23 protein-coding genes are annotated in these 26,341 nt (G+C 41.4%); 9 read left to right on the top strand and 14 right to left on the bottom strand.

The features are described 5' to 3' along the window. The first annotated feature begins 79 nt into the window (after positions 1-79). The 4 genes from recQ to QUE46_RS02950 all read left to right on the top strand — a co-directional run bounded on the left by recQ (position 80) and on the right by QUE46_RS02950 (position 4,694). Positions 80-1,903 carry a DNA helicase RecQ gene (gene recQ / locus QUE46_RS02965; protein WP_286246157.1) on the top strand — a complete coding sequence of 608 codons (1,824 nt, stop codon included), beginning with the start codon at positions 80-82 and terminating at the stop codon, positions 1,901-1,903. Positions 1,904-1,910: 7 nt separating this feature from the next. Further along, entirely contained in the window at positions 1,911-2,195 is a 285-nt protein-coding gene (locus tag QUE46_RS02960) for a DUF3630 family protein (protein WP_286246156.1), read from the top strand. A gap of 145 nt (positions 2,196-2,340) precedes the next feature. Beyond that, a complete protein-coding gene (locus QUE46_RS02955) occupies positions 2,341-4,050 on the top strand; it encodes a ShlB/FhaC/HecB family hemolysin secretion/activation protein (protein WP_286246155.1) in 1,710 nt (569 codons plus the stop codon). Between the two features lie 71 nt (positions 4,051-4,121). After that, positions 4,122-4,694 (top strand): mechanosensitive ion channel domain-containing protein, encoded by a 573-nt coding sequence (locus tag QUE46_RS02950; protein WP_286246153.1) that lies wholly within the window; start codon positions 4,122-4,124, stop codon positions 4,692-4,694. 74 nt (positions 4,695-4,768) lie between these two features. On the opposite strand, the gene QUE46_RS02945 is transcribed toward QUE46_RS02950, so the two are convergent. Genes QUE46_RS02945 through QUE46_RS02935 form a run of 3 tightly spaced genes read right to left on the bottom strand, consistent with a single transcriptional unit; the run spans position 4,769 to position 7,158 of the window. Then, positions 4,769-5,827 carry a succinylglutamate desuccinylase/aspartoacylase family protein gene (locus QUE46_RS02945; protein WP_286246152.1) on the bottom strand — a complete coding sequence of 353 codons (1,059 nt, stop codon included), beginning with the start codon at positions 5,825-5,827 and terminating at the stop codon, positions 4,769-4,771. Further along, positions 5,814-6,719 carry a 30S ribosomal protein S6--L-glutamate ligase gene (rimK, locus tag QUE46_RS02940; protein ID WP_004587974.1) on the bottom strand — a complete coding sequence of 302 codons (906 nt, stop codon included), beginning with the start codon at positions 6,717-6,719 and terminating at the stop codon, positions 5,814-5,816. Before rimK ends, QUE46_RS02945 begins: the two co-directional genes overlap by 14 nt. Positions 6,720-6,729: 10 nt before the next feature. Next, a complete protein-coding gene (locus QUE46_RS02935) occupies positions 6,730-7,158 on the bottom strand; it encodes an ATP-dependent zinc protease (RefSeq protein WP_286246151.1) in 429 nt (142 codons plus the stop codon). Positions 7,159-7,446: 288 nt separating this feature from the next. Here QUE46_RS02935 and QUE46_RS02930 point away from each other — a divergent pair, with 288 nt between their 5' ends. Next, positions 7,447-8,418, top strand: a complete 972-nt coding sequence (locus QUE46_RS02930) for a zinc transporter ZntB (protein ID WP_286246150.1) — start codon at positions 7,447-7,449, stop codon at positions 8,416-8,418. Between the two features lie 57 nt (positions 8,419-8,475). Here QUE46_RS02930 and QUE46_RS02925 read toward each other — a convergent pair whose 3' ends face one another. The 10 genes from QUE46_RS02925 to QUE46_RS02880 all read right to left on the bottom strand — a co-directional run bounded on the left by QUE46_RS02925 (position 8,476) and on the right by QUE46_RS02880 (position 19,324). Next, the gene (locus tag QUE46_RS02925) at positions 8,476-9,651 is read right to left on the bottom strand and encodes a polysaccharide lyase family 7 protein (RefSeq protein ID WP_286246149.1); all 1,176 of its coding nucleotides are present in this window, start codon (positions 9,649-9,651) and stop codon (positions 8,476-8,478) included. Between the two features lie 671 nt (positions 9,652-10,322). After that, complete coding sequence (gene rraB / locus QUE46_RS02920; protein ID WP_004587970.1) at positions 10,323-10,658, bottom strand: ribonuclease E inhibitor RraB; 336 nt, start codon at positions 10,656-10,658, stop codon at positions 10,323-10,325. After that, entirely contained in the window at positions 10,658-11,371 is a 714-nt protein-coding gene (locus QUE46_RS02915) for a 1-acylglycerol-3-phosphate O-acyltransferase (RefSeq protein WP_286246148.1), read from the bottom strand. Before QUE46_RS02915 ends, rraB begins: the two co-directional genes overlap by 1 nt. 169 nt (positions 11,372-11,540) lie before the next feature. Then, positions 11,541-13,835: a DNA topoisomerase IV subunit A gene (gene parC, locus QUE46_RS02910; protein WP_286246147.1), complete on the bottom strand. Its 2,295-nt coding sequence runs from the start codon at positions 13,833-13,835 to the stop codon at positions 11,541-11,543. Positions 13,836-13,845: 10 nt separating this feature from the next. Beyond that, a complete protein-coding gene (locus tag QUE46_RS02905) occupies positions 13,846-14,940 on the bottom strand; it encodes a sorbosone dehydrogenase family protein (protein ID WP_286246146.1) in 1,095 nt (364 codons plus the stop codon). A gap of 30 nt (positions 14,941-14,970) precedes the next feature. Continuing rightward, entirely contained in the window at positions 14,971-16,860 is a 1,890-nt protein-coding gene (parE, locus tag QUE46_RS02900) for a DNA topoisomerase IV subunit B (protein ID WP_286246145.1), read from the bottom strand. 26 nt (positions 16,861-16,886) lie between these two features. Beyond that, positions 16,887-17,456, bottom strand: a complete 570-nt coding sequence (locus QUE46_RS02895) for a YqiA/YcfP family alpha/beta fold hydrolase (RefSeq protein ID WP_004587965.1) — start codon at positions 17,454-17,456, stop codon at positions 16,887-16,889. Further along, complete coding sequence (locus tag QUE46_RS02890) at positions 17,441-18,226, bottom strand: metallophosphoesterase (protein WP_286246144.1); 786 nt, start codon at positions 18,224-18,226, stop codon at positions 17,441-17,443. The genes QUE46_RS02895 and QUE46_RS02890 overlap by 16 nt, the downstream gene beginning before the upstream one ends. Next, on the bottom strand, positions 18,213-18,671 hold the full coding sequence (locus QUE46_RS02885; RefSeq protein ID WP_286246143.1) for a DUF1249 domain-containing protein: 459 nt from the start codon (positions 18,669-18,671) through the stop codon (positions 18,213-18,215). The genes QUE46_RS02890 and QUE46_RS02885 overlap by 14 nt, the downstream gene beginning before the upstream one ends. A 26-nt stretch (positions 18,672-18,697) precedes the next feature. Next, positions 18,698-19,324 carry an NUDIX domain-containing protein gene (locus tag QUE46_RS02880; protein WP_286246142.1) on the bottom strand — a complete coding sequence of 209 codons (627 nt, stop codon included), beginning with the start codon at positions 19,322-19,324 and terminating at the stop codon, positions 18,698-18,700. A 150-nt stretch (positions 19,325-19,474) separates the two neighbouring features. On the opposite strand from QUE46_RS02880, the gene tolC reads away from it, so the two are divergent. The 3 genes from tolC to QUE46_RS02865 all read left to right on the top strand — a co-directional run bounded on the left by tolC (position 19,475) and on the right by QUE46_RS02865 (position 22,468). Beyond that, positions 19,475-20,830 carry an outer membrane channel protein TolC gene (gene tolC / locus QUE46_RS02875; protein ID WP_286246141.1) on the top strand — a complete coding sequence of 452 codons (1,356 nt, stop codon included), beginning with the start codon at positions 19,475-19,477 and terminating at the stop codon, positions 20,828-20,830. A gap of 97 nt (positions 20,831-20,927) precedes the next feature. Next, positions 20,928-21,857, top strand: coding sequence for an LpxL/LpxP family Kdo(2)-lipid IV(A) lauroyl/palmitoleoyl acyltransferase (gene lpxL / locus QUE46_RS02870; RefSeq protein ID WP_286246140.1), 930 nt, complete (start codon positions 20,928-20,930; stop codon positions 21,855-21,857). Between the two features lie 38 nt (positions 21,858-21,895). After that, a complete protein-coding gene (locus tag QUE46_RS02865; RefSeq protein ID WP_286246139.1) occupies positions 21,896-22,468 on the top strand; it encodes a toxin co-regulated pilus biosynthesis Q family protein in 573 nt (190 codons plus the stop codon). A gap of 82 nt (positions 22,469-22,550) precedes the next feature. Here the strand turns inward: QUE46_RS02865 and glnE are convergent, their stop codons facing one another. After that, positions 22,551-25,349 carry a bifunctional [glutamate--ammonia ligase]-adenylyl-L-tyrosine phosphorylase/[glutamate--ammonia-ligase] adenylyltransferase gene (gene glnE / locus QUE46_RS02860; RefSeq protein WP_286246138.1) on the bottom strand — a complete coding sequence of 933 codons (2,799 nt, stop codon included), beginning with the start codon at positions 25,347-25,349 and terminating at the stop codon, positions 22,551-22,553. Positions 25,350-25,427: 78 nt separating this feature from the next. On the opposite strand from glnE, the gene QUE46_RS02855 reads away from it, so the two are divergent. Continuing rightward, positions 25,428-26,321, top strand: a complete 894-nt coding sequence (locus QUE46_RS02855; RefSeq protein ID WP_286246137.1) for a hypothetical protein — start codon at positions 25,428-25,430, stop codon at positions 26,319-26,321. Positions 26,322-26,341 lie beyond the last annotated feature (20 nt).

The following is a 26,341-nucleotide window of genomic DNA, read 5'->3' as shown; positions in this document are numbered from 1 at the left end:
CAAAACCACGAGGCACTAATTAAATCATTTACCGCTAAGCTAAAGACATCCCATAAAAAAAACACTAAAATAGCCGCCGATGAATACTCTAATCCCAACACCTAGCACATTGGTCCGCAAGCCCGACACGGTTCTTAAACAAGTGTTTGGCTACAGCGAGTTTCGCGATGGCCAAAAAGCCGTTATCGACGCAGCTATAAACGGCCAAGACTCATTAGTACTATTACCTACAGGCGGTGGTAAGTCTGTGTGTTATCAAGTACCTGCTTTAGTGCTTGATGGTGTTACCGTGGTTATTTCTCCGCTTATCTCGCTCATGCAAGACCAAGTAACGCAACTGCAAGCACTAGGTGTAAAAGCCGCTTATATTAACAATAGCTTGGCTCGCGAAGAGCAACAATTAGTGTACCAGCAACTGCACCAAGGGCTAATAAAATTACTGTATGTTGCCCCTGAAAAAGTACTTCAGCATGAATTTACTGAACGACTAAGCCACTTAAATATTAGCTTATTTGCAATTGACGAAGCACATTGCGTATCGCATTGGGGGCACGACTTTAGACCGCATTACTTTAGATTAAATGAGCTTAAACAACGCTTCCATCATGTGCCTATGATGGCACTGACCGCCACGGCTGATAAAGCCACACGCTTTGATATAGTTGAGCAATTAAAATTACAACAGCCCTATATACATACCGGCAGCTTCGACAGGCCTAATATTCGTTACACCATCGAAGAAAAGTTCAAGCCCATGGCGCAACTACTGCGCTATTTAAAGGAGCAAAAAAATCAAAGTGGCATTATTTACTGCACCAGCCGTAAACGCGTTGATGACATTGCCGAAAAACTAGCAGATGCAGGTTTAAATGCCGCCGCGTATCATGCAGGCATGAGCAATGAACAACGCCAATTTGTGCAAACCGGATTTGCCCGCGATGACATTCAAATAGTGGTTGCGACCGTTGCCTTTGGTATGGGCATAAATAAACCAAATGTGCGTTTTGTACTACATTACGATATTCCAAAAAGTATTGAAGCCTACTACCAAGAAACCGGTCGCGCTGGGCGTGATGGCTTAGCCGCAGAAGCCATTATGTATTTTGATCCCGCCGATATAGGCCGCGTTAGGCGCTTTTTTGAAGACATAGACGATGAGCAACGTCGCCGCGTAGAAGAGCAGCGTTTTAATGCCATGGCCAGTTTTGCCGAGGCGCAAACCTGTCGTCGGCAAATATTATTAAATTACTTTAGCGAGTATAAACGCGAGCAATGTGGCAACTGCGATATTTGCATTAATCCGCCAAAAAGCTTTGATGGCACATTAGTAGCACAGCAAGCACTTTCGTGTGTATACCGAGCAGGGCAGCGCTTTGGCTTAGGCTATATTGTAGAGTTATTACGTGGTGCCAATACCAGCCGCATACGCGACAATAACCACCACGAACTCAGCACTTATGGTATAGGTAAAGATAAAAGCAGTGAATTTTGGCTCAGTATATTACGCCAACTTATACACCAAGGCTTATTAAGCCAAGATATTACCCAAGGTGCCTCGCTGCGCTTAACCGAAGCAGCGCGCGCAGTACTTAAAAGTGAATACGCCTTACAACTTGCCGAGCCTCGCTTGCAAGCTAAGCACGTATACCAAGATAAACTAGCGCAGTTTAATTACGACAAAAAACTATTTGCCCGCTTACGGGCTCTGCGTAAAGAGCTCGCTGATGCCGACGACGTACCGCCGTACGTTGTATTTAACGATAAAACCCTCGCCGAAATGGCGCAGTTAATGCCTACCAACGACAGCGAGTTTTTAAAGGTGTCGGGCGTTGGCTTTACTAAACTCAACAAATATGGCGGCGAATTTTTAACTGCAATTCGCAACTACCTAGCAACCAATTAAGAACCCTATGACCCAGATTGAATATAATCACGCCCATAAATGCATTGTAGTTAGCCCCGTAGAACCACCCCACGATGAAGACTTTGAGCTGTGGAGCACATTGTTTTTACACGCAGATGAAATAACAATTATTGACTACGCAGCCGGTGCTGACCGTCATCAATTGCGCTTTAGCTATCAACAACAAACCTTTAATTTAAACTTTGAACACTACAGCGAAAGTATTTGGATTAATGGCGAAGGCCAAGAAGCCGAGCATTTATTGGCAGCCCTTGCTTTTTACTTAAGCTAAAACGCCTGTATATGCTCTAATTAACAAAAGTGCATAACGGTAACAATTAATTAGTTTCAAAATCCATACCTTTTACTTACATTGTAATAACAATGATGTAAGCTGATATTACGACTCGTATTGGCAGTAGTATTGAAGAGGTTCAATGGTGAATAAAAAATGGATAGCACACTGTTGTATAAGCTTAGCCCTTATAAGCTTTAGTGCGCCTAAGGCCTTTGCACAACAGCCACCCAATAAAACTAACACCTGCCCCACGGTGCAAACTCACTCAGACAAAAGCAATAATTTACGCCGTGAGGTTGAAGATAAAACCACACTAGTTAATAGTCGCAGTGATGCCCAAATAGCTTCAATTACCCTAAAACAGCTTAATGTGTTTAATACCGAGCTGGAAGAGGAAAATAACGCGCTTTTTCGTTTTGCCAACCGCGCGCATATTCAAACCGAGCCAGACGTTATTAGTAATATCTTGTTATTTAAACAAGGCGATAATTACAATGCCAAAAAGCTCGCTGAGTCTGAGCGGTTATTACGCCAACAAAACTATTTATATGATGCGCAAATAAGCGCGGCTGAAAATTGCGACGGCAACGTAGAGGTAACGGTGGTAACTCGCGATTTATGGACATTACTGCCCGAAATTAGCTTTAGCCGCAGTGGTGGCGAAAATAAATCGAGTATTGGTTTTCGCGAGTCAAACTTACTGGGCTGGGGTAAGCGTTTATCATTCTCTCGCACCACCGACAGCGACAGAAATGGTTACTTATTTGTTTATGACGATCCTAATATATTATCAAGCCGCTATCGCGGGCGCTTAGAATATGCCGATAACAGCGATGGAAAACGCCACTTAATAGAGCTTACCTACCCATTTTATGCCATAGATACGCCTTATAGCTACGGTATTAAAAGCTTTTCAGAACAGCGAGAAGAGTCACTGTATCGCCGTGGTGATGAATACAGCGAATTTGATCAAACCACCGATTTTTTTAGTGCTTTTTTAGGACACTCTAAAGCATTGTCTGATAGCTGGACACAGCGCTTAACGCTTGGCTATGTAAACCAAGAAGACCGCTTCGCAGAAATAGAAACAACCTTTGCTCCTCTTGCTCAAAACAGAAAACTGAGTTACCCGTATGTAAGCGGGCACTGGTTTGAAGACAGTTTTATAAAGGTGCGTAATTTTGACAGTATTTCGCGCACCGAAGATTTAAACTTAGGTTGGAACATCAAGGCCTTATTAGGCTACTCAGATAAGTCACTTAGCAATGACGACAGCAGAGCCGTATATTCATTAAAAGCTAAAAAAGCGCACTTTACTACCGACAGAACATTGTGGCGCTTTAGTGCTCAAGTGGATGGTTATTGGAATAAAGAGCAAAAGCAACTAGAAAACTTTTTAGCCACCAGCGAAGTGCAGTACTACTTAAATACCAGCGAAAACCAATCTTGGTATGTTAAAGCTCGCGCCCAGTATGCTAAAAACCTAACCGCTGATAAGCAGCTAACACTTGGCGGCGAAACAGGTTTGCGCGGCTATCCAATGGATTACCAGCACGGCGATCGCAGCTTTTTAGTTAGCCTAGAGAAACGTTATTACTGGGAATACGATTTACTGCAACTTTTTAAAGTAGGTGCGGCAGGCTTTTTAGATGTGGGCCGTGCTTGGTTTAACGATGAAGATAACGGCGAGAACGATCATGTTTTAAAAAATGTTGGTATTGGACTGCGCTTAGCGCCAAGCAGAGCAAATTCTGGCACCATGATCCACCTTGATATTGCCGCTCCTCTTGATAGCTACGATGATGTTGATTCAGTGCAGTGGTTAGTTAGCGTCAAAAACACCTTTTAAATAGCGAGTAATAAGCGAAAGCGCTAAACTAGCGCTTTAAACTTACTTATAAATAGTACGGGGAGCACACTTTGGAATTGTTCGAGCTTCTAGAGCTAATGGGTACGCAATATAAATTAATTGTTACCCTTATTGCTATTTTACTTTTTCCACTTTTATTAAAAGCCACAAAAAAACTGCTCGAAAAAGCCATTAAGGGCAAAGTAGATATACATCGTAAATTTAGGGCGGAGCTTTTATTAAAAATCATTTTAGCGTTTGTTGTACTGTGTTTAGTGCTGATATTTTGGGGCATTGAGCTGCGCGGCTTATTAGTACTTGGCTCATCATTATTTGCTATGCTTGGGGTGGCTTTATTCGCAGCTTGGTCTTTATTAAGTAACCTTACCGCTTTTTTACTCATGTTTATTCAAAACGGTTTTCATGTAGGTAATTGGGTACGTATTGTTGATGGCGCAAACCACATAGAAGGCCGCATAGTCGAATTAGGCTTAATGAACGTACTACTTGAACATGTAGATGGACATAGGGTTGTTTATCCTAATAACCTGTTTGTTACCCGCCCTGTTATAGTGTTAAATAAAGAACCAAAGCCTACTAAAGCGCCGGTAATAAAACGCATAATCGGCCCTAAAAAGACATAGTTTAAAAAGTCATATTCACAAAAAAGCCGCAGTAAGGCAAACCTCACTGCGGCTTTTTACTAGCTAACACAATGCTAATTATTTAGCTCAGCTGTTTTAAGCTCTTCATCTAAATCATTTATCTCATCAATAAAATGCTCTAGCTGCTGCTCTACTATGCTATTTGCACTTGCAAAATAAGCCAAATGAAAAACTGCATCCCCCTCGTTTACAAGTGGCATTGTTTGCTGGCCTATAACAATACCGCCTTTAGGCGCTAAAAGTTCAAGTTCAGCGTCTCCAAGCGGACTACTTATGTATGCCAACACTTGGCCTTTTTCTACATGCTCACCAAGTGATACCTGCGCGCGTACAATGCCATCTACCTCAGCACGTATCCAACTTGTAGAACCTGCAATAATAGGATCAGGCAGCTTTTTAGGACGTTTGCCACGGATCATTTTTAAATGACGCATCACATAATCTACCCCTTGCACACCGGCGGCAATTGCAATCGGGTCAAATCGTAGTGCTTCACCCGCTTCGTAAGTAATAACCGGAATACCTAAATTAGCAGCTTCGCTGCGCAAAGAGCCATTACGCAAAGATGCATTTATAACCGCTGGCGTACCAAAAGCTTTAGCCATCTCTGCAGTTGCTTCATCTTCTAAATTAGCGCGTATTTGCGGTAAGTTAGTCCGATGAATAGCACCGGTATGTAAGTCAATAATATGCGTACAATGTACCGCCACCTGATTAAAAAACATATGTGCCATACGCCCCGCTAGCGATCCGCGCTCAGATCCTGGGAAGCTTCGGTTCATATCGCGTCTATCTGGTAAATAACGCGATTTATGAATAAAGCCAAATACATTAACAATCGGCACCGCGATTATGGTTCCGCGTAACTGGCTTGCATCTATTTTAGAAAGCAGCTGGCGTACAACTTCTACACCATTTAGCTCATCACCATGAATAGCTGCACATACCATTAAAACAGGCCCTTCCATCACACCATTAACCACCTCAATAGGTATATTAAGTGGTGAATGGGTGTAAAGTTTAGCAGCCTCTAAAGCAAGGGTTTTACGCTCGCCCACGCCAACGCTTTCACCTAATAAGGTAAAAGGGCGGTTAATTTTAACCTTTGCCACGAGTTGCAGTTCCTTTAATAGCAGCATTTTTTTCGATAAAGTCGATTACCATGCCCGCAATATCTTTACCTGTTGCTACTTCAATACCCTCAAGGCCTGGTGAAGAGTTAACTTCCATTACCAGTGGTCCACGAGATGAGCGAAGTAAGTCAACACCCGCTACATTTAAGCCCATTGCTTTTGCTGCAGCTACAGCCGTTTTACGCTCCTCTGGGGTAATGCGTACCAGTGTAGCGCTACCACCGCGGTGAAGGTTTGAACGGAACTCACCCTCTTGAGCTTGGCGCTTCATCGCTGCTATTACTTTATCACCTAATACAAAACAACGAATGTCGGCACCGCCGGCTTCTTTAATGTATTCTTGAACCATAATATTGGCTTTTAAGCCCATAAACGCTTCAATAACACTTTCAGCCGCTTTGCGTGTTTCAGCAAGCACCACGCCAATGCCTTGTGTGCCTTCAAGTAATTTAATAACAACCGGTGCACCACCTACCATTTCAAGTAAGTCTTTTACATCATCGGGTTTGCTGGCAAAACCTGTTACTGGCATGCCTACGCCTTTACGTGACAACAGCTGAAGTGAACGTAATTTATCGCGCGAACGTGAAATAGCCACCGATTCGTTAACAGGGTAAACCCCCATCATTTCAAACTGACGTAAAACAGAGCAACCATAAAACGTCACCGATGCACCAATACGCGGAACAATGGCGTCAAAATCTTTTAAGTTTTCACCACGGTAGTGAATTTCTGGCTGCTCTGAGTTTATATTCATATAGCAACGAAGTGCATCAATCACTTTTACCTCGTGACCGCGTGCCTCAGCCGCTTCAATTAAGCGGCGCGTTGAATACAAATTTCTGTTGCGAGATAAAATACCAATTTTCATAGTTAAAACCTTAACTATCTAATAAATGAGATAAAGCCGGGTCAACGACTATACGATTTTCCATGGCAGTACGCCCTAATAACATTCTAAACTTCATTGTTGCTCTACTTGTTAAAGTAACTTCTATTGGCCAGCTATGCTGCCCTGCATACAATGTTGTTTCTACAAAATAACGTAACTCTTTTTGCCCACTTGAGCTGGTTACGTACTTCATTTTTTTAACTTTTGCATTGCAAGTGATTTGCGTTTGTTCATCATCTTGCAATGGCTGGGCGGTAAATTTAACCCATTTTTCTCCGCTAACTTCGTACTCTTCAATGTTAATTGCATGAATACATGAAGTGCGGGCGCCAGTATCAATTTTTGCTTTTATCTTCTCAATGCCTAGCTCAGGTAAACTTACCCACTCACGCCAACCAACGGTGATCTTTGCTGTCATAAATGTGCCCTTAATAAAAAAGTGACTTATACGCTACGGGTCAAAAAACACCAACGAAATAAATTTATCTAGTCGATTAGTAAATTAAATTGATCTTTAATAGGAACTAATCACACAATGCGCGCCTTGCTAATTACAGCTTATAGCCGCTTTATTACGCATAAATACTCTGCGTATGTTTTATAAAATAAACTTAACTTATTAAAAGTTAAGGTAAGTTTGTAAAGCACTGTGCAGATACACTATAGTTAACTGTATTAAAAATACACTATTATATGAGTTTTAAATATGATTAATGGTTTACTGCATGCACTGGTGCTTGATGAAAAAGGCGGCGCTCGCGCCATAGAAAACACCCGCGATTTAAATAATTGGCAGCCAAACCAAGGTAAACTTTGGATACACATGGACTATAGCCAAAGCGAAGCGGTTACATGGCTAAAAAACCAAGAGCACCTTACCGACTTTGAGCTTGACTCGTTGATTGCAGATGAAACTCGTCCACGCTTAACACCGAGTACTAACGGCCATATGCTGTTTTTGCGTGGTGTTAATTTAAATCCAGCACAAAGCCCTGAGGACATGGTCTCAATTCGTTTATTTATCAGCGAATCAGTGGTTATCACAACACGCAAACGTCGCCTACTTTCGATTCAAGATATATTAGCAGAGCTCAATGCTGGTCATGGCCCATGCACTATATCTGAACTGGTGTGCGCTATTACCCAAAAGCTGACATCACGAATGCAAAGTGTTATTGATTCGCTCGATGAAACACTCGACGAGTTTGAAGAAGAAATAGATGAACCAAGTAAAAAGTTTGATAACCAAGGTTTATCTCAACTGCGCCGCCAAACAATTGCCTTAAAGCGTTACTTAAAACCGCAAAAAGAAGCACTTAGTTTAATGGTAAATAACCACTACCCATGGCTTTTAAATGAAGATAAAGCAAAGCTAAACGAAACCACTAACTTACTTATTCGTTACTTAGAAGAGCTTGATAGTGCAATAGAGCGTGCGCAAATTATTCAGCAAACGATTACCAACCAAGTATCTGAGCAATTAAACCAGCGTATGTATGTTATGTCGGTGGTGGCTGCACTTTTTTTACCGCTGGGCTTTTTAACGGGCCTTTTAGGGGTAAATGTCGGCGGTATACCTGGCACTGAAAACCCTTATGCATTTAGTGCATTTGTGATTTTTTTAATAGTGCTTACAGGTGGTATCGGCGTGTATTTTAAAAATAAGAAATGGCTGTAAATTAAAACGCATATTTAATATGGCCACTCAATTGAGTGGCCATAATTAAGTGACTACTTAGTTTGTTTGACGGGTATAACTAACATTCGTCATCGTCACTTTAGACTCTGTAATGCCTAAATCCTCAAAACAGTTTTTAAACGAGTTAGAGTTTCCTGCCTCACCACATTTATCAAGTGTGTATGGGTCTTGCGATTGCAGATAGTTACCAAACTTAAAGTATGACTGCGAATCATCCTCTACCGGTATACCGAACGAGTTTCCAAATGCCGTAACCTCCACATCGCCGTAGTTGTTAACAACACGCAAGTTAAATGACTCGCCGCTGGTCATTGTACCCAAAGCAAATTTTTCTTCATTACCGCTGGTATTTCGTAAACGGACATACACATCAAAAATACCGTTATTCGCTACACTGTCATTAAAACCAGACTCATCAGTATCTGACACATACACTTTAGATATAGTACCGGTATCGCTAGCATGGTGCTGCGATATAATTGTTTTGCCACCATCTGACATCTCAACTTTTACAGTAGCTTCAAACACCTCATAGGTTTGAGTCATTGCAACGCGTAAGCTTTCTTTAACCTTATATTCATGACGCCAGCCATTACCATTAGGCGTAATATGTTGCGCTTCTAAAGGCACAAACACCAAGGTGCTATCGTCAACGAGAGGGTTTGGGTTATCCCCTTCTAAATCAAAAATACTACCACTGGTTATGCTACTAGGAATTGTTGAGCTATCTGAGTTATCGCTGCCGCCACCTGAACCACCATCGTTGCTGTCACTGCCTTCAACCAAGGCAAAATTATCAAATCTTACATCGCTGGTGTTGTTGTAGTGTTTAGCGAAAACCTGCAGTGAATTGGTATTGGCTGAGGTAAAAGTTTTTGTAACTTTAGTCCACGAAGAAACATTAAAAGTTTGGTTTTTAAATAAACCATTTAAATCGTTTACACCAATTTGCCCTTTACCCAGCACATAAGCACTTAGGGTGTATTCAGTATTGGGCTGTATATCTACCACTTGATAAACCCGTGCTGGGCTACCCTGAATTTTTAACGATTTTGAGCCACTGTAAGCATCTGAAGAAATAGCGGCTGGATCAGTTTCGTTCCAGTTACTAAAGCCACTTTCAAAGCCTGCATTATTAATTGTTGCAGCATGAGATAGTGCTGAACTTGTCGCAATTGCGCTGTAAAAAAACATTTTTTTATGGTTAATCATTATCTTTATTCCTTTAAACCTGAATATAAAAATAACCTAACTACCTAGTTTTGTGTCAGTCACTAAAACTTAGATCACCCTGTGTAAGCAGGTTTCTATTTTTGTGTGTGAATAGATTTGGCAAGAAACTCAAGGTTACAAAAAGCGTTAAAAAACCCCCAAATTGGCCTTACCAATATTAATGCCATATGGCGACATAAAGGCTATATTTTTTGTTACCAATATGTCAACACAACTTGCAATAGCAAATAAGTATTAGTTTTATTAAATATTGTATTTATAACATATAAATAATCACAATTATTCAATTAGTTACACATTAGGAACATGATAGCGATAAATATAAATATTTTTTAATTTAATAAATAAGTAGTATGGCGAAATAAGCTCTATTACCAAAAAAATATAAACAAGCTTAACTTTTAATGAATAAACTAAGGGGAATTACATTTTTTATATGAAAGATAATAATTGGTTATAACAAAAACAAAATTGGTAATATGGAATAAGTTGAATTTTTGCCGTTAAATAAAGGGGAATATTAAAGCGAAATTACACAAAAACGTGAATTAATATCTGAAAATAGGCTGCGGTTTAAAGAATCATGTTTAGCCTAAGTACAAAAAAAGCGAGCATATATAAATGCTCGCCTTTATCAACTAGCTAACGCCTTACTCTTGAAAGTAAGTGCCCCAACCGTCGTATTCAACGTCACACTCAACAGCTAGCGCTGCAAGTTTATCAACGTCTTCCATTATAACTTCTACATCCAGCTCAGCTTCAACGACTATATCAAAGCTCCAAATTTTGCTGCCATCTTCCAGCTCAAGCTCTGCTGGTTCTTCAACATCGTAACCTAATTTAAAGGCAGCCAGTGCCGCTTGCTCTAATTTGCTAAAATCTTCGCATACAAAATGATGCTCAACTTCATAAAGTATTTCAGGATCAGAGCCATCTTCAAGTAGTGAACTTACGATGTCTTCACTTATTTCACGCCAGTTTTCCATTATTTATCTCTCGCTTGAGCATCTAATTCAGTTATTTTAGCGGCCATAATACTATGTACTTGGGTAGCCTGTTCACGGGCACCCACTTTTTTATCAAGTGATATTGGCGCTAACATTTCAATGTAAATTGTACCATTATCCCAGCGATTTAGCTTAATAGTTTTATCAGTTGTGCTCATACATACCGGTACTATGGGTACATCTGCGCTTAAAGCGGTGTGAAATGCGCCAGTTTTAAAAGGCAGTAAACCACGGCCGTAGCTTCTTGTGCCTTCTGGAAATACCCAGATAGATAGCCCTTTTTGTTTAATTTTTTCAGCGGCTTTTGAAATTGTACCTGCCGCTTTTGAGCGATTAGCTCTATCAATCAATATGTTGCCAGACAACCAGTAAAGTTGTCCAAAAAATGGGATCCACTTTAAACTTTTTTTACCTAAGCTAACGCAGTTTTCTGGCACCATGGCCGAAACAGTAAATAAATCGTAATTATTTTGATGGTTTGATAGGTAAACAGCAGGGCCAATATTGAGCGCATCAGGGTGGCGCTTAAGGACAAGTTTAACCCCTAACATTTTAGCCATCGAGCCAAACCAGCCGGCTATCACATGCACATTATTAGGATGAAATGGCCTCACTACCGACAATAACAACCCAAACACGCAGCTGAAAAATATAAACAGCACCATAATAAAAATACGTATAACAGCTAACAAACTACTCTCCAAAATGTGTGTGCAATGCGCTAAAAGCCACGCATATTTCACTATTATAACGTGATTTTATGACGATCACGAGACAATAGCGAACAGCTGTAAGCTGAAATATACAGGATAAACAAAAACGGCCTGCAAAAGCAGGCCGTTAGAGGTATATATTACGGGCTTATTCCTCAGCTAACGTATCATCACTTTGCTCATCAGCCGGTGTAAATTCAACAACCGCTTCATCAACACGCTGTAAGCCTCGAGGTAACTTATTACCTCTACGTCCACGCTCTCCATGATAATGCTCCAAGTCGCTCGGTTTAAGTGTGAGCTTTCGTTTACCAGCATGGAGCGTAACGCTACTGCCTTGTGGTACTACTGCAAGCACTTTTACAAACTCTTCCCGAGCTTGCACTTTAGCGCCTGGTATAGAGATAATTTTGTTGCCTTTACCTTTACCCAGTTTTGGTAAGTCACGCAGTGGAAATAACAGCATGCGACCTTCGTTCGAAATAGCCATGCAGTAATCGGTTGCCACATCGTTTACTCTAATGGGTGAGAGTAACACTCCGCCCTTAGGTACACTTACCAACGCTTTACCGTTTTTGTTCTTACTCACTAGGTCTTTAAAGTCAGTAATAAAACCATAACCCGCGTCAGAGGCCATAAGTAGTACTTGGCTATCCTCTCCCATAACCACGTGCTCAAAATTAGCCCCTGCGGTGAGGTTAAAACGCCCAGTCATTGGCTCGCCTTGGCTACGTGCCGATGGCAAGCTGTGTGCATCGGTTGCAAATGCACGCCCTGCTGAATCTAAAAATACCGCAGGCTGATTGCTCTTCCCTTTAGCGGATGCTTTGTACTCATCGCCAGCACGGTAATTTAGCCCTTCTACGTCTATGTCATGGCCTTTACCAACACGTGCCCAGCCTTTATCAGAAAGTACGACCGTTACCGACTCTGAAGGTATTAAATCTTTTTCACTAAGTGCTTTTGCTTCTACGCGCTCAATAACCGGTGAGCGGCGATCGTCGCCATACATGTCGGACGCTTCTTGAATCTCTTTTTTAAGAAGCGTGGACATACGACGGTCTGAGCCTAAGGTTAGCTCTAACTTGTCGCGCTCTTTGGCCAGCTCATCTTGCTCGCCACGTATTTTAAACTCTTCTAATTTTGCTAAATGACGAAGTTTTAACTCTAAAATGGCTTCGGCTTGAATTTCGGTTAAATCAAAGCGCTCCATTAACACAGGTTTTGGTTTATCTTCTGTGCGAATAATTTCAATCACTTCATCAATATTTAAAAAGGCAGCGAGTAAACCTTCTAAAATATGTAGCCGCGCAAGCACCTTATCTAAACGATACTGCAAACGTCTACGTACTGTTTCACGTCTAAATGTTAACCACTCGGTTAAAATACTGCGTAAGTCTTTAACTTGTGGGCGGCCATCAAGGCCCAGCATGTTTAAGTTTACACGGTAGTTTTTTTCAAGGTCGGTGGTGGCAAATAAGTGCGCCATTAACGGCTCAGCTTTAATGCGATTTGAACGCGGTACTATCACGATGCGGGTTGGATTTTCATGATCAGACTCATCACGTAAATCAGCGACCATTGGCAGCTTTTTAGCATTCATTTGCGCTGCTATTTGCTCAAGTACCTTAGCCCCTGAACACTGATGCGGTAGCGCCGTAATAACAATATCGCCGTGTTCTTCAGTATACACCGCGCGCATTTTAATTGAGCCTCGGCCGGTTTTGTATATTTTATGAATATCGGCTTTAGGGGTAATTATTTCAGCGTCGGTTGGGTAATCAGGCGCGTGTACAAGCTCTAGTAATTCATCAAGCTCGGTTTTAGGCTTATCAAGTAATAAACAACACGCACTGGCTACTTCGCGCACATTATGTGGTGGAATATCGGTTGCCATACCTACTGCAATACCGGTTACACCATTTAACAAAATATGCGGTAAACGCGCGGGTAACACTAATGGCTCGTCCATGGTGCCGTCAAAATTTGGCGTCCAATCAACGGTGCCTTGGCCTAGCTCTTTAAGTAAAACCTCAGAGAACTTTGATAAGCGTGCTTCGGTATAACGCATGGCCGCGAAAGATTTAGGGTCATCTGCTGCACCCCAGTTACCTTGCCCATCCACCAGCGGATAGCGATAAGAGAATGGCTGCGCCATTAATACCATAGCTTCGTAACAGGCGCTGTCGCCATGCGGATGGTATTTACCTAATACATCACCTACCGTACGAGCCGATTTTTTATATTTAGCTGCGGCCGATAAACCCAGCTCGCTCATAGCATAAATAATACGACGTTGAACCGGTTTTAAACCATCACCAACATGCGGTAATGCACGGTCCATAATTACGTACATAGAGTAATTTAAGTAGGCGTCTTCGGTAAAACGCCCCATTGTTTGTTGTTCAATTCCTTGCATTAGCAAGGTATCTGTATCACTCATTAAAGCTTACCTAGTTTTTCTTATAGCTTACGCGGTAGATCACGTTTGCGTAATCGTCGCTTATTAGCAGACTGCCGTCATTTAATTGTGCAAATGCTACTGGGCGTCCAAATGTTGTTTCGTTATGCATAAAGCCGGTAATAAATGGCGTGTATTTAGTAATACGCCCTTGCTCTACATTGGCTACAGCCACTTTATAACCTGACTTTTTAGTGCGATTCCACGAACCATGTTCAGCAACAAATAGCTGCTCTTTATAATTTGCTGGAAACTGCTTGCCGGTATAAAAGTGAATGCCAAGGGGTGCAACGTGAGCACCTAGCGCAAGCGCTGGCGCACTGTAATCACTCATGTTTTTACCTTTACCAAACTCTGGGTCTACAATGGCACCAGCGTGAACGTAAGGAAAACCAAAGTGCTCGTTTTCTTTACTTACACGGTTAATTTCATCCGGTGGAATGTCATCGCCCATCATGTCGCGGCCATTATCACTAAACCACAGCGCTTGCGTACTTGGGTGAAAGTCAAACCCTACTGAGTTACGAACGCCTTGTGCAATCGTTTTTATTTGTTTGGTTTCTACATCAAGAGCAAAAATTCGCCCGTAACGCTCATCTTCAGCGCATATGTTACACGGAACACCAACCGGAATAATAAGCTCACCGGTGGGTGCAAAACGTAAAAATTTCCAGCCGTGGTGACGATCCGATGGCAGCGCGTTGTAAACCACGTCAAATTTAGGGTCTTTTAATTGGGTATCGATATTTTTAAATCGAATAATACGATGTACTTCACCTACGTATAAATCGCCATCTTTAATAGCTAATCCAGAGGGCATATTTAGCCCCTCGGCAATCACCATTTTTTTATCGGCTACGCCATCACTATTATGGTCGATTAACGCATACACATTACCTGCTTTACGCGAGCCTGCGTAAACAATGCCTTTTTTTGATACTGCAATTTGGCGTGCATTTTCAACATCATCAGCAAATAAGCTTACCTCAAACCCAGGTGCTACGGTAAGTTTGTCTAGTATGTCTTTTGCCATTGCTGGGGCAGTTGTTAAGCCAAGCAATAATAAACTTCCTAGTATTTTATTCATTTGCCTCTCCAAGTGTTAAACACAAGCCTATTAAACTTGTGCTTTATTACCGTGATCTTCTAGCCACTGGCGTCTGTCTGACGAGCGCTTTTTAGCAAGTAGCATATCCATCATTTCTAATGTTTGCTCTTCTTCATCAAGTGTAAGTTGCACTAAGCGGCGAGTATTTGGGTCCATTGTGGTTTCGCGCAGCTGTAGCGGGTTCATTTCGCCCAGCCCTTTAAATCGTTGTACGTTTACTTTACCGCGTTTTTTCTCAGCTTCTATGCGGGCCAAAATACCTGTTTTTTCGTCTTCATCGAGGGCGTAATACACCTCTTTACCAATGTCGATTCTAAATAGTGGTGGCATAGCCACGTATACATGTCCTGTTTTAACCAGTTGTGGAAAATGACGCACAAACAAGGCACATAATAAAGTGGCAATGTGTAGTCCATCCGAATCGGCATCGGCCAATATACAAATTTTATTATAACGCAGGCCGGTTAAATCACTTGAGTCTGGGTCAATTCCCAACGCCACCGAAATATCATGCACTTCTTGCGAGGCTAATATTTGCCCTGATTCAACTTCCCATGTATTTAGAATTTTACCACGTAGCGGCATTATTGCCTGAAACTCACGATCGCGTGCTTGTTTAGCCGAGCCACCTGCTGAGTCACCCTCTACCAAAAATAGTTCTGTACGGTCGTTATCGGCTGCACTACAGTCGGTCAGCTTACCGGGCAGTGCAGGGCCTGAGGTAACGCGTTTACGCACTACTTTTTTAGCCGCTCGCAACCGTCGCTGTGCATTTGAAATACACAGTTCAGCAAGCAGTTCTGCCGTGTCCGTGTGCTCGTTTAACCATAAGCTAAATGAGTCTTTAACCACACCCGATACAAACGCTGCACATGAGCGAGAAGAAAGCTTTTCTTTGGTTTGGCCGGCAAATTGTGGGTCTTGCATTTTTACCGATAACACATAGCTACAGCGCTCCCAAATATCATCTGGGGTAAGCTTTACGCCACGCGGTAATAAGTTTCTAAATTCACAAAATTCGCGCATGGCTTCAAGTAAGCCTTGGCGCAAACCATTTACGTGTGTACCACCTTGTGCAGTCGGAATAAGGTTTACATAGCTCTCGGCAATTGACTCGCCGCCTTCAGGTTGCCATACAACAGCCCAATCAGCCCCTTCTATCGAACTTGAAAATTCACCTACAAATGGGTCTTTAGGCAGTACCTCAAAGCCTTTAACCGCTTCAATTAAGTAATCCTTTAAGCCCGTTTCGTAAAACCATTCTTGGGTTTCTTTAGTTTGTTTATTAACAAACTTAATGCGCAAGCCTGGGCATAAAACCGCTTTAGCTTTTAATAGATGGTTTAATTTAGTAATTGAAAAGTTAGCTGAGTCAAAGTAACTCGCATCAGGCCAAAATCGTACAGTTGTACCCGTGTTGCGCTTACCGACAGTGCCAATTACATTTAAGTCTTCAACTTTATCGCCATTTTCAAAGGCCATTCTAAATTGTTGCGCATCACGTCTAACCGTTACTTCTACACGTGTCGATAACGCATTTACAACCGAAATACCTACCCCGTGTAAACCACCCGAAAACTGGTAGTTTTTGTTTGAGAATTTACCACCTGCATGTAGTTTGGTAAAAATCAGCTCCACCCCCGGAATGCCTTCCTCAGGGTGAATATCTATCGGCATACCACGGCCATCGTCTATAACTTCAAGTGAGTTATCTTCGTGTAAGATCACATCAATTTTAGTGGCATGGCCCGCCATGGCTTCATCGACACTGTTATCGATAACCTCTTGGCCTAAATGGTTTGGACGTACCGTGTCGGTATACATACCTGGGCGGCGTTTTACCGGCTCTAATCCATTGAGAACCTCAATGGCTTCGGCGTTATAATTTTGCTGACTCATAATTTTTATCTTTATATGCGCTTAGGCTAATTTGTTTTAGGTAATTTAAGAAACTCTACAATACTATCTAGGGTACGCTCAAAGCCCACAAAGCTGTGATCGCCACCAAACTCAACTAACTGTTTGCATTGTGAAAAATAATTTACTGCGTGTTGATAATTTAACACTTCATCTCCCGTTTGCTGTAACAAATAAAGCAGTTCGGGCGATGTTAATTTAGGCACATACAATGCTTTTAATGCATCCATGTGGCTGGTATTTAACTCATAATGATAATCTTGGTACGGATTATAATTGTGACCAATAAGCGGCGCTAATAAGTTAAATGGTGCTACTGCTGGGTTTATTAATGCTGCTCGCAGGTTGTAACGCTGCGACAAATAGGTAGCATAAAATCCACCTAGTGAGCTCCCGAGTAACGCGGTATCTGGCGTTAATAAATGCTCAAGCTGCAAAATAGCTTGTAAGGGCTCGTGATTTAAACGCGGTACGCAATAGTCAACGTCATAGTTTGCCATAAGCTCGCCAAAGCGCACAGCTTTATATGATTTTTCAGAACTATTAAAACCATGAATATAAATTACGCGTTTAACCATACAACATCCGTTTTAACTGTTAAAGCATTGTCCTGGGTAGTTAAATACAACATGCGATAAGCGGGGCCATGGTTTTCTTGGTGCCATTGCGAGCTATGTTTTGTAAATTGCACTGAACTGGCGGGCGTTGCATAAATACTCAGCTCTCTAAATGATTGCGTATATTGATTATGCACATGGCCATGAAATACCCCTGCAACATTGCCACTATTAACAAGTACGTTTAATAATTGCGGGCCGTTTTCAAGCATATGTTTATCAAGGTAGCCATTTATAGCAAGCGGATTGTGATGACAAAATACCACTTGCTGCGATTGCGAAATTGCTAAACAGTGGGTAATTTCATTTAAGTGCTCGCAAGACACCCACCCTGCAGGTGTAGGCCCTTTTGAGTTTATGAGTAACAGCTCAAATCCTTGTGCAATAATGTGCTTAGCTGACACTATTTGCCCACCACTGATGCGATTTAGCATGGCAATTTCATCATGATTGCCTGGTACCCAAAATACCGGACAGGTTAAATCAGCATTGTTGACCAATTCGGCAAATAATAAATACGACTCAAAGCTATGATCTTGTGTTAAGTCACCACCAAATATAACCGCGTCTAATGACTGCGTGGCCATGTGCGCTAATGCTTGGGCAAAATGCGCGGCGGTATTTACGTTAAAGTACTCTGCGTTAGGGTTTGCAAATAAATGGCTATCGGTTATGTGCGCTACTCGTAGCGATGAGGCATTAAAGTGATATTTCTCATCAAACCAAGCCATTATTTACATCCCAATTTAGTACTGCTCGGCCATGCTCTACGCAGGCTACTAACCAGTCATATAAAAATGCGTTAAGTTGATATTTTTCATCTTTTTGGTGCATTTTAGGGTTTGGATAACCATACGATGGTTTTATACGTTGATGGTAGTCATGGTGAATAATCTCAGCCACTTTTGCATCTTGATAAAGCCTGACTGTTAAATACAAAGGAGAAACGCCTTTAACCATCCCTGTTAGCTGCTTAATAGAAACATCCAGTGTGTACTTAGCACTATCGTCAATGATAATGGCAAATTCACTATGACCTAATTTAATTTCACGTACGCTATTTGCGCTGCGCTCTTTAGGTAATAGTTTTGAAAGACGTACGTAATTATGCTCGCAAAGTGTCATATACTTTGGGAGGCTCTGAATATATCGTTGGGTTGCTAAAAGTGCTGTCAAAGTACCGCCGTATTAAAAAGTTAAAATTATGTCCACTTACTGCTTATTTTTTCTCGATTTAACGCCAACCACTGCAAACATATTACCGTTGCCGCGTTATCTATTTCACCGTTATTGAGGCGCGCAAGCGCATCATCAAGGGTTAAAATATGGGTTTTAATATCTTCACCTTCGCTTTCAAGGCCGTAAACACCACTTTGTACTTGGCTTAAATCTGCCCGCGCTAGGTATAAATGTAAGCGCTCAGTTGTACCACCAGGACTTGAAAGGTAAGAGAGCATAAATTCAAGCTCTGTAAGCTCAAGCCCTGCCTCTTCATAGGCTTCTTTTTTTACCACCCCTTCGTAATCAGTACTGCCATCGGTCATACCAGCAATACATTCTAGCAGCCAGGGCGAGTGTCTGCTGTTAATAGCGCCAATACGTATTTGCTCTATTAAAAGTACACTTTGCGTAGCTACATCATAAGGTAGAACAGCAATCGCATCGCCCCGCTCTAGTATTTCGCGCTTTATAAGCTGCGATGTACCACCATTAAACAGGCTATGCTCAAACTCATACATATCCACTTTAAAAAAACCATTATACAGACTTTTAACTGCTTTTAAGCTCACATCTTTATGTGTAAATTGCACCAAGCTTTTATCTGCCATATTATACATCCCGCTTATTTAAACGATTAAAAATTGTTAATATATTCTGTTACATTTGAACATACTGTTTTACTAATTTCTTTTTTAGTTATTGAGCAAAACACGTTACCATGCTTTTAGTACAAAATTTGTCTAAGGACTGAACCTAACATGAAAAAGAACATCCTTGCAGCGCTCGTTAGTTTATCGTGCGCATTAGGCACAACCACAGCAAGTGCTGAAGATTTAATGCAAGTTTTTGAAATTGCTACTGCCAACGATCCCACTGTTTTAAAAGCAAAAGCGCAAGCAGATGCGCAATCTTACGAAAGCGATTTAGCCATGAGTGCATTACTGCCGCAAATTGGCGTAAGCATGGGCTATGAAAAAAGCGATTCTACCTCTTTTCAGAGCGTTGGTAATTTAGCTGACCAAGTTAAAATAAATAGCGATACCGACCAATTCACGCGTGGTGTGAGTTTAAGCCAAACCTTATTCGACTTAGGCGCATGGAATACGCTTGATATTGCCGAAAAACAAGCACTGCAAGCCAATGCGCAATACGACAACGCAAAACAAAACTTAATTGTGCGTGTTGCTGAAGGCTATTTTAACGTATTAAGTGCAATTGATAACCTTGAATTTGTACAAGCCGAAAAACGTGCCATTGAACGTCAGCTAGAGCAAACAAAACAGCGCTATGCCGTTGGCCTTACAGCAATTACAGACGTGCATGAGGCGCAAGCACAATACGATAACTCTGTAGCACAAGAAATTATTGCCACCAATGCCGTAGAAACCGCTCGCGAGCAACTGCGTGAAATAACCGGTAAATACCACGCTAAGCTTGATTTTTTAAACACCGAAACATTTTCAACAGTAAAACCTGTTAAAAAATCGACTGACTTTGTAAAAGTGGCTGAAAACAATAACATCAGCTTACAAGTATCAAAGGTAACGGTTGATATTGCAAAAGACCAAATTACACTGGCTAAAGCGGGTCACTACCCAAAACTGACACTTGATGCCAGCTACGGTGACTCTTTAACTGACCAAAATATAAATGGTTTAAGCTTTAACGACCAACCACGCGCCGATTCAACCTCGGTTGCCGTTAATTTAAGCGTACCACTGTACACAGGGGGCGCAACCGTTGCTGCAACTAAGCAAGCCCGTGCGTTTTATGTTTCAGCCAGTCAAGATTACGAAACAAATTACCGCGCCGTAACACGCACCGTTATTACCTCATACAATCAAGTTGTATCAGATATTGCGACCTACAAAGCACTTGAACAAGCCGTGGTATCAGCACAAAGTGCACTTAAAGCAACAGAAGCGGGTTTTGAAGTAGGCACCCGTACAATTGTTGATGTACTTGTAAGCACGCAAAACTTGTATGATGCTAAGCGTAACCTAGCTGATGTACGCTATCGTTACGTATTATCTACGCTTCGCTTAAAGCAAGCTGCAGGTACACTAACAAGTGCCGATTTACTGGGTATTAACCAAGGCTTAAAAAAAGCCTAATAAGTTAAAAAGTAACGTTTAAAGCCAGCCATTGCTGGCTTTTTGTATTTTATAACACTAAGCGTTAAACTAGCGTTTTTATTTTAGAGAGTATTTTGTGGTCACCTCATCTCCTTTTAAAGCCTCGTTTTTAGGCCCCCGTTATTGGCTAACCTGGATTGGCGTTTTCTTTTTGTATTTGATTTCGTGGTTGCCACAAAAACTTCAGCTTAGCTTAGGTAAATTATTAGGACGCTTAGTACATAAATTTATGAAACGTCGTCGCCACATTGCCGAGGTTAATATAAAGCTGTGTTTTCCTGATATGAGCGAAGCCGAACAACAACAGCTTGTGCTAAAAAATATGGAAAACACCGGTATTGCCATGGTTGAAACGGGCATGGCTTGGTGGTGGCCGCAGTGGCGCGTTAAAAAAGCGTATGGCTCTATTAAAGGGTTAGAGCACTTTGAGCGCGTGCAGGCTCAAGGTAAAGGCGTACTGCTATTGGTGCCGCATATTTTGCATTTAGAAATGGCGAGTCGTGTTATGGGCACCAAATGCCAAGGGCTTGGGTTTTACCGCCCACACAACAATGCACTCATGGAATACTTTACAACCAATGGCCGCCTTCGCTCTAACGAATACCTAATTGGACGAAAAGACGTAAAAGGCTTGTTAAAGTCGCTTAAAAACAAAAAGGTGTGTTATTACCTACCCGACCAAGACTACGGCCGTAACCGCTGTGAATTTGTGCCTTTTTACGCTGTGCCAGATACAGCCACCACCACAGGCACACTACTTTTTGCAGCAAGTAAACACTGCGAAACCATGAGTCTAATTAGTCGCCGAGATGAGCACGGTAAATACCACCTAGAAATAGTACCTGAGCTTGACAATTTTCCAAGCGGTGATGATAAAGCCGATGTAACACGTGTAAATCAGCGCGTTGAGCAATCAATTAACGCAGCCCCTGAGCAGTACATGTGGCTGCACCGCCGTTTTAAAACACGCCCCGATAAAAATACCCCTTCTTTTTATAAAAAGTAGTGGTATAAATAAATAATGATAATAAATGAGCATGAGTTATGTGGTTTTGGGTTAAGCATTTAATACTAGCAGTTGCATTAATCTTACTAGCTACCTATGTGTTAGTTGGTACGGGTCCATTGTTTGATATAAAAGAGAGCAAAAACGCAGCTGCCGAGGGGCTTTCTCGCTTTTACTCCTCTATCCGTAACCAAGTTAAATCCGATAGGGAGCGCGATAAGTTTGTACTACAACTTAAAAAGCCCGAGCAAACGCTTGATCGTGTTTTAGCAGAGCGCGGCAGGGCCGTTGAACCTATGCCTGCTAGCTGGACAGGAACAAATGAACCTAGACGCTTTGAAAATGGCTCTACATTAAAAGACGTACTAGACCAATACGCCAAAAACGAAGGCATTCAGTTATATTGGTATTTGAGTAAAGACTACGTGGTAAAAGATCATTTTAGGGTTGATAGCAACTTTACCTCAGCGCTTTATCAAGTTGGCCGCGCCATTAATGATGACTTTGAAAATGAAGTTTATACTTTCTTTTGCTCTAGGCAGCGCGCTGCGGTGATCACAGAGCTACCTTCTGAATTTGTACGCAGTAATTGTTTAAAGCTAAAAACATAAAACAATAAAGCCAACTAATTCGCTAAAAGCTCAACAGCGCCTATTTATTAAAAACCCAAGCTAAGCTTGGGTTTTTTAGTATTTACGCCTCAAGTTCAAATATACTGTGCCAACACGCCGATACACTCTCAATATCTGTTTGGTACTCTTTACGCAACACTAAGCGACCTTGCTGATTTAAGCTTAATACGTGGTAACGTGAGCGATAATCAATATATGCTTGAATTAACTGCTGCTTTTGCGCTTTAGTAATACAACCAATTGCGGCAGCGTCTGTGAGTATTCTTACATTGTCAGAAAACACTGTTAACTGGCTAAACTGATTTGCGTTTTTTAGCACTAGGTATTGAGTTATAAATTCAATGTCGGTCATGGCACCTACATCTTGTTTTAAATCAAATTGCTCGGCGTTTCCTTTAGCTAAGTGGTTCCGCATTTTTTCGCGCATTTTAAGTACATCTTGCTTAAGCGTATCTACATCGCGTGGGGCACATAATATCTCTTTACGAATTTGCGCAAAACGCGCTCTTAGCTCATCTTGGCCTAATATAACGCGGGCGCGCACAAGCGCTTGGTGCTCCCAAGTCCATGCTTGGGTTTGCTGATAATGATTAAAGCTCTCCAAGTTAATAGCCAATAAACCAGAGGCGCCTTCAGGGCGCAGGCGCGTATCAAGCTCATACAATATACCTGAGGCGGTACGGGTGTTAAATAAATGCATTAAGCGCTGTGCAAGTTTTAAATAAAACTGTCGGGAGGTAATCGATTTATCGCCATTAGTGCTGCTATTACCGTCGTGATTATGCACAAACACAAGGTCTAAGTCAGAATCGTACCCAACTTCAAAACCGCCCGTTTTACCGTACGCAATAACCGCAAAACCTTTGTGCTCGTCATCTGTATTTGGCGGCATGCCAAAGCGCTTAACCGTATTATACCATGCTATATTTACTGCCTGGTCTACTACAGCCTCGGCAAGAGCAGTTAAGTGATCGCTTACTTTCATAACATCAATCACACCCGTTGCATCGGCAGCCGCAATACGTAATTGATGTGTTTGTTTAAACTGCCTAAGTGCTTCCATTTGCAGCTCTAGGTCATCATGCTCTATACGTAAAAAATATTGTCGTATTTCATCTTTGTAGGCGCTCAATGGCGTAGGTTTGTAAAGCGCCGCTGGGTCTATTAGCTCATCAAGCAAAATAGGATAACGGGAAATATGCTCCCCTATCCACTTACTGTGGCAACATAATAATACCAACTGCTTTAGCGCACCTTGGTTTTCGTACAGTAATTCAAGGTAAGCAGTACGCGATACAATTTTATTTAAAATTTGGCACACCATGGTAAATGTTTCACCGCTGGCATTAAAATCACTCAGTTGCTTAAGCAGTACAGGCATAAGTTTATCGAGAATATCGCGCCCTCGATTACCTATATTCACCTTACTTAAACGCTGTTTAAAATCATGAAGTGGCACTTGCCACTGCTCTTTTATATCGTTTAAAAAGCTAACATCACCATGATCCCACGCACTAATAAACGCACCTTCGCAGGTATCAAGAGGAACGATTTCCTCCCCTATCACCAATAAAAATTCATCGTGAATTTTCGCCATGACCTGCTCAATCTCGCTCATGGTATGGTTAAAGCTTTCAAACTCGAGTAAGTAATTTAAGCGTTCTTGATTAAGCTCATCATCGGGCAGAGTTTGCGTTTGTTGATCGTCAAACATTTGCAAGTATTGCTCTACTTTACGTAAGTGTAAGTAGTTGCGCTTTAGCTCATTCGCTTCTTGCTCATCCATCGCTTGGTTTAACGTTAACTGCTCTAAGGCATACAGTAACGATTGGGTTTGTAAGTTAGCTTCTCGCCCACCACGCACCATTTGCAAAGCTTGTACGATAAATTCAACCTCGCGAATGCCACCAGCACCTAGTTTTATATTGTTCGTTAAGCGTTTTCGGCGAACTTCTTGGGCTATCATTAGCTTCATTTTTCTTAGCGACTCGATTACCGAAAAATCAATATAACGTCGATAAACAAAGGGTTTTAAAAGTTGTATAAACTCATCCCAATACTGATTAGGTGTGCCTATTAGCCGCCCTTTTAACATGGCGTAACGCTCCCAATCGCGACCTTGCTCTTGGTAGTAATCTTCTATAGCGTGAAAGCTCATTACTAAAGGTCCGCTTTCACCAAATGGGCGCAAGCGCATATCGACCCTAAATACTTGGCCATCGCCAGTTACTTGATTAAGCGCATTAATCAATTTTTGCGCAACTTTGGTGTAAAACACTTGGGCTTCAACAGCTTTACGCCCACCTTGAGTGGGAACATTGCGCGGATAGGCAAAAATTAAATCTATATCCGATGAATAATTAAGCTCGTGGCCGCCCAATTTACCCATGCCTAAAACCATTAAAGGTAAAGAGTTACCTTGCTCATCGAGGGGCTCGCCTGCTGTTTTTGCAATTTGCGCATGCGCCCATCTATTGGCGCTATTAATCAGCATATCAGCCAATAGGCTTATGTATTTAATACTGTCACCGATTGGGTTATCGCAGCATAAATCAAGGTAGGCTACTTTTAGCCAGTATTTTTCTCGGTACTGGCGCAAAATTTTATTGCACTGGTTTTCATCTACCTGCTGTAGATCAAGGTCATCGAATGGCGCAGGGACGTCTCGGCTATACTGCTCATCTGGGTTTATCAACCACTCTTTTAATTGAGGTTGCGATTCTAAGCAGCGAAAGGCAAAGTCGCTCAGAGCACATAATTTTACAACTTCTTCTTGTGGGTTTTGCTGCGGGTAAAGCTGCGCAAAGCGAGTTGAGCCAAGTTTTTGTAATTGAATAGGAAGTTGCATTTTGTTACTCATCAATCCTCTCTTTTATATATTTACTAACCATACTAGAATAACTAAAACCAAGAAAGGTTATCTCTACTTAGGATCAGCATGTCATATTTATCATTATCTAACACCAGTTTAATTGCGATTGCCATTAGTTTTGCGGTGATATGCATTACTATTTTTAGTCTTAGAATTGTTGCTCAAATAAAAGCGAAACAAGCACTTAAAGATGAGTTAGCGCAGCATGATAATTTTGCTATGGGTATTAGTTTCGCCTCAGAAATTACCGTAGTTATTGCTACTATGGCATTTTTATTTGACGAAATAAGTATAAGTACAGCGCAACACAATCCATTAAAAGTCGTTATTTTAATTGTTTTGTTATTCACATTTATAAAAGTAGGTCACTTAATCCATCGAAAGTGGATATTGCACAGATTTAATGAAGAAGCTGCCATATTAAAGCAAAATGTATGCGCCGCACTGGTTGATTCTGGCATGTTAATAGCTAACTGTATTATTGCACTTGGTTTATACACGTGGACTCATGCGCAAGGCTTTAGTAACTTACTGATTGCTTTTGTTAGCTTTTTTACGCTGCAAGGGATGTTTGCATTAGATAGTAAACTGCGTGAATACCGCTTTGCTAGAGCAAATCAAGGCGCCTCACTGCAAAGTAACTTTAACCTAGAAAATACCTCTATAGGGATTAGATATGCAGGTAAATCAATAGGTTTAGCCTTAGCTGTTTATGCAGGACTGTCTAGTGCTGCATTTCAAAATGGAAAAATGGTCGAAAATATATTTACACTTGTAATGCATTGCGGTGTAATGTGGTTGTTACTATATTGTTTAAGTTTTGTAATAAAAGCAATTTCACTACCCAATATTGATACCGCTTTAGAGGTAGACCATCAAGACAATATAGGTATAGCATGCATTGAGTTTGCTGTTTTTTGTGCTATAGGCTATTTACTTATTAGCATGTTTTCACTTTAACGCCACGCTATTAAATAAGT

It is taken from the genome of Pseudoalteromonas sp. MM1 (assembly GCF_030296835.1).
In the GTDB taxonomy this organism is placed as follows: domain Bacteria; phylum Pseudomonadota; class Gammaproteobacteria; order Enterobacterales; family Alteromonadaceae; genus Pseudoalteromonas.
The sequence above is the reverse complement of the archived record's forward strand: the minus strand, read 5'-3'. Positions and strand labels throughout refer to the sequence as shown.

Excerpts from the sequence above, each read along its gene's own strand:
- QUE46_RS02865 (WP_286246139.1), top strand. The coding sequence starts at position 21,896 with ATGTGGTTTTGGGTTAAGCATTTAATACTAGCAGTTGCATTAATCTTA.
- parE (WP_286246145.1), bottom strand. The coding sequence starts at position 16,860 with ATGAGTCAGCAAAATTATAACGCCGAAGCCATTGAGGTTCTCAATGGA.
- QUE46_RS02960 (WP_286246156.1), top strand. The coding sequence starts at position 1,911 with ATGACCCAGATTGAATATAATCACGCCCATAAATGCATTGTAGTTAGC.
- QUE46_RS02895 (WP_004587965.1), bottom strand. The coding sequence starts at position 17,456 with ATGGTTAAACGCGTAATTTATATTCATGGTTTTAATAGTTCTGAAAAA.
- tolC (WP_286246141.1), top strand. The coding sequence starts at position 19,475 with ATGAAAAAGAACATCCTTGCAGCGCTCGTTAGTTTATCGTGCGCATTA.
- glnE (WP_286246138.1), bottom strand. The coding sequence starts at position 25,349 with ATGAGTAACAAAATGCAACTTCCTATTCAATTACAAAAACTTGGCTCA.
- QUE46_RS02925 (WP_286246149.1), bottom strand. The coding sequence starts at position 9,651 with ATGATTAACCATAAAAAAATGTTTTTTTACAGCGCAATTGCGACAAGT.
- parC (WP_286246147.1), bottom strand. The coding sequence starts at position 13,835 with ATGAGTGATACAGATACCTTGCTAATGCAAGGAATTGAACAACAAACA.
- QUE46_RS02890 (WP_286246144.1), bottom strand. The coding sequence starts at position 18,226 with ATGGCTTGGTTTGATGAGAAATATCACTTTAATGCCTCATCGCTACGA.
- QUE46_RS02935 (WP_286246151.1), bottom strand. The coding sequence starts at position 7,158 with ATGACAGCAAAGATCACCGTTGGTTGGCGTGAGTGGGTAAGTTTACCT.
- QUE46_RS02905 (WP_286246146.1), bottom strand. The coding sequence starts at position 14,940 with ATGAATAAAATACTAGGAAGTTTATTATTGCTTGGCTTAACAACTGCC.
- rimK (WP_004587974.1), bottom strand. The coding sequence starts at position 6,719 with ATGAAAATTGGTATTTTATCTCGCAACAGAAATTTGTATTCAACGCGC.
- QUE46_RS02955 (WP_286246155.1), top strand. The coding sequence starts at position 2,341 with ATGGTGAATAAAAAATGGATAGCACACTGTTGTATAAGCTTAGCCCTT.
- QUE46_RS02930 (WP_286246150.1), top strand. The coding sequence starts at position 7,447 with ATGATTAATGGTTTACTGCATGCACTGGTGCTTGATGAAAAAGGCGGC.
- recQ (WP_286246157.1), top strand. The coding sequence starts at position 80 with ATGAATACTCTAATCCCAACACCTAGCACATTGGTCCGCAAGCCCGAC.
- QUE46_RS02855 (WP_286246137.1), top strand. The coding sequence starts at position 25,428 with ATGTCATATTTATCATTATCTAACACCAGTTTAATTGCGATTGCCATT.
- rraB (WP_004587970.1), bottom strand. The coding sequence starts at position 10,658 with ATGGAAAACTGGCGTGAAATAAGTGAAGACATCGTAAGTTCACTACTT.
- QUE46_RS02880 (WP_286246142.1), bottom strand. The coding sequence starts at position 19,324 with ATGGCAGATAAAAGCTTGGTGCAATTTACACATAAAGATGTGAGCTTA.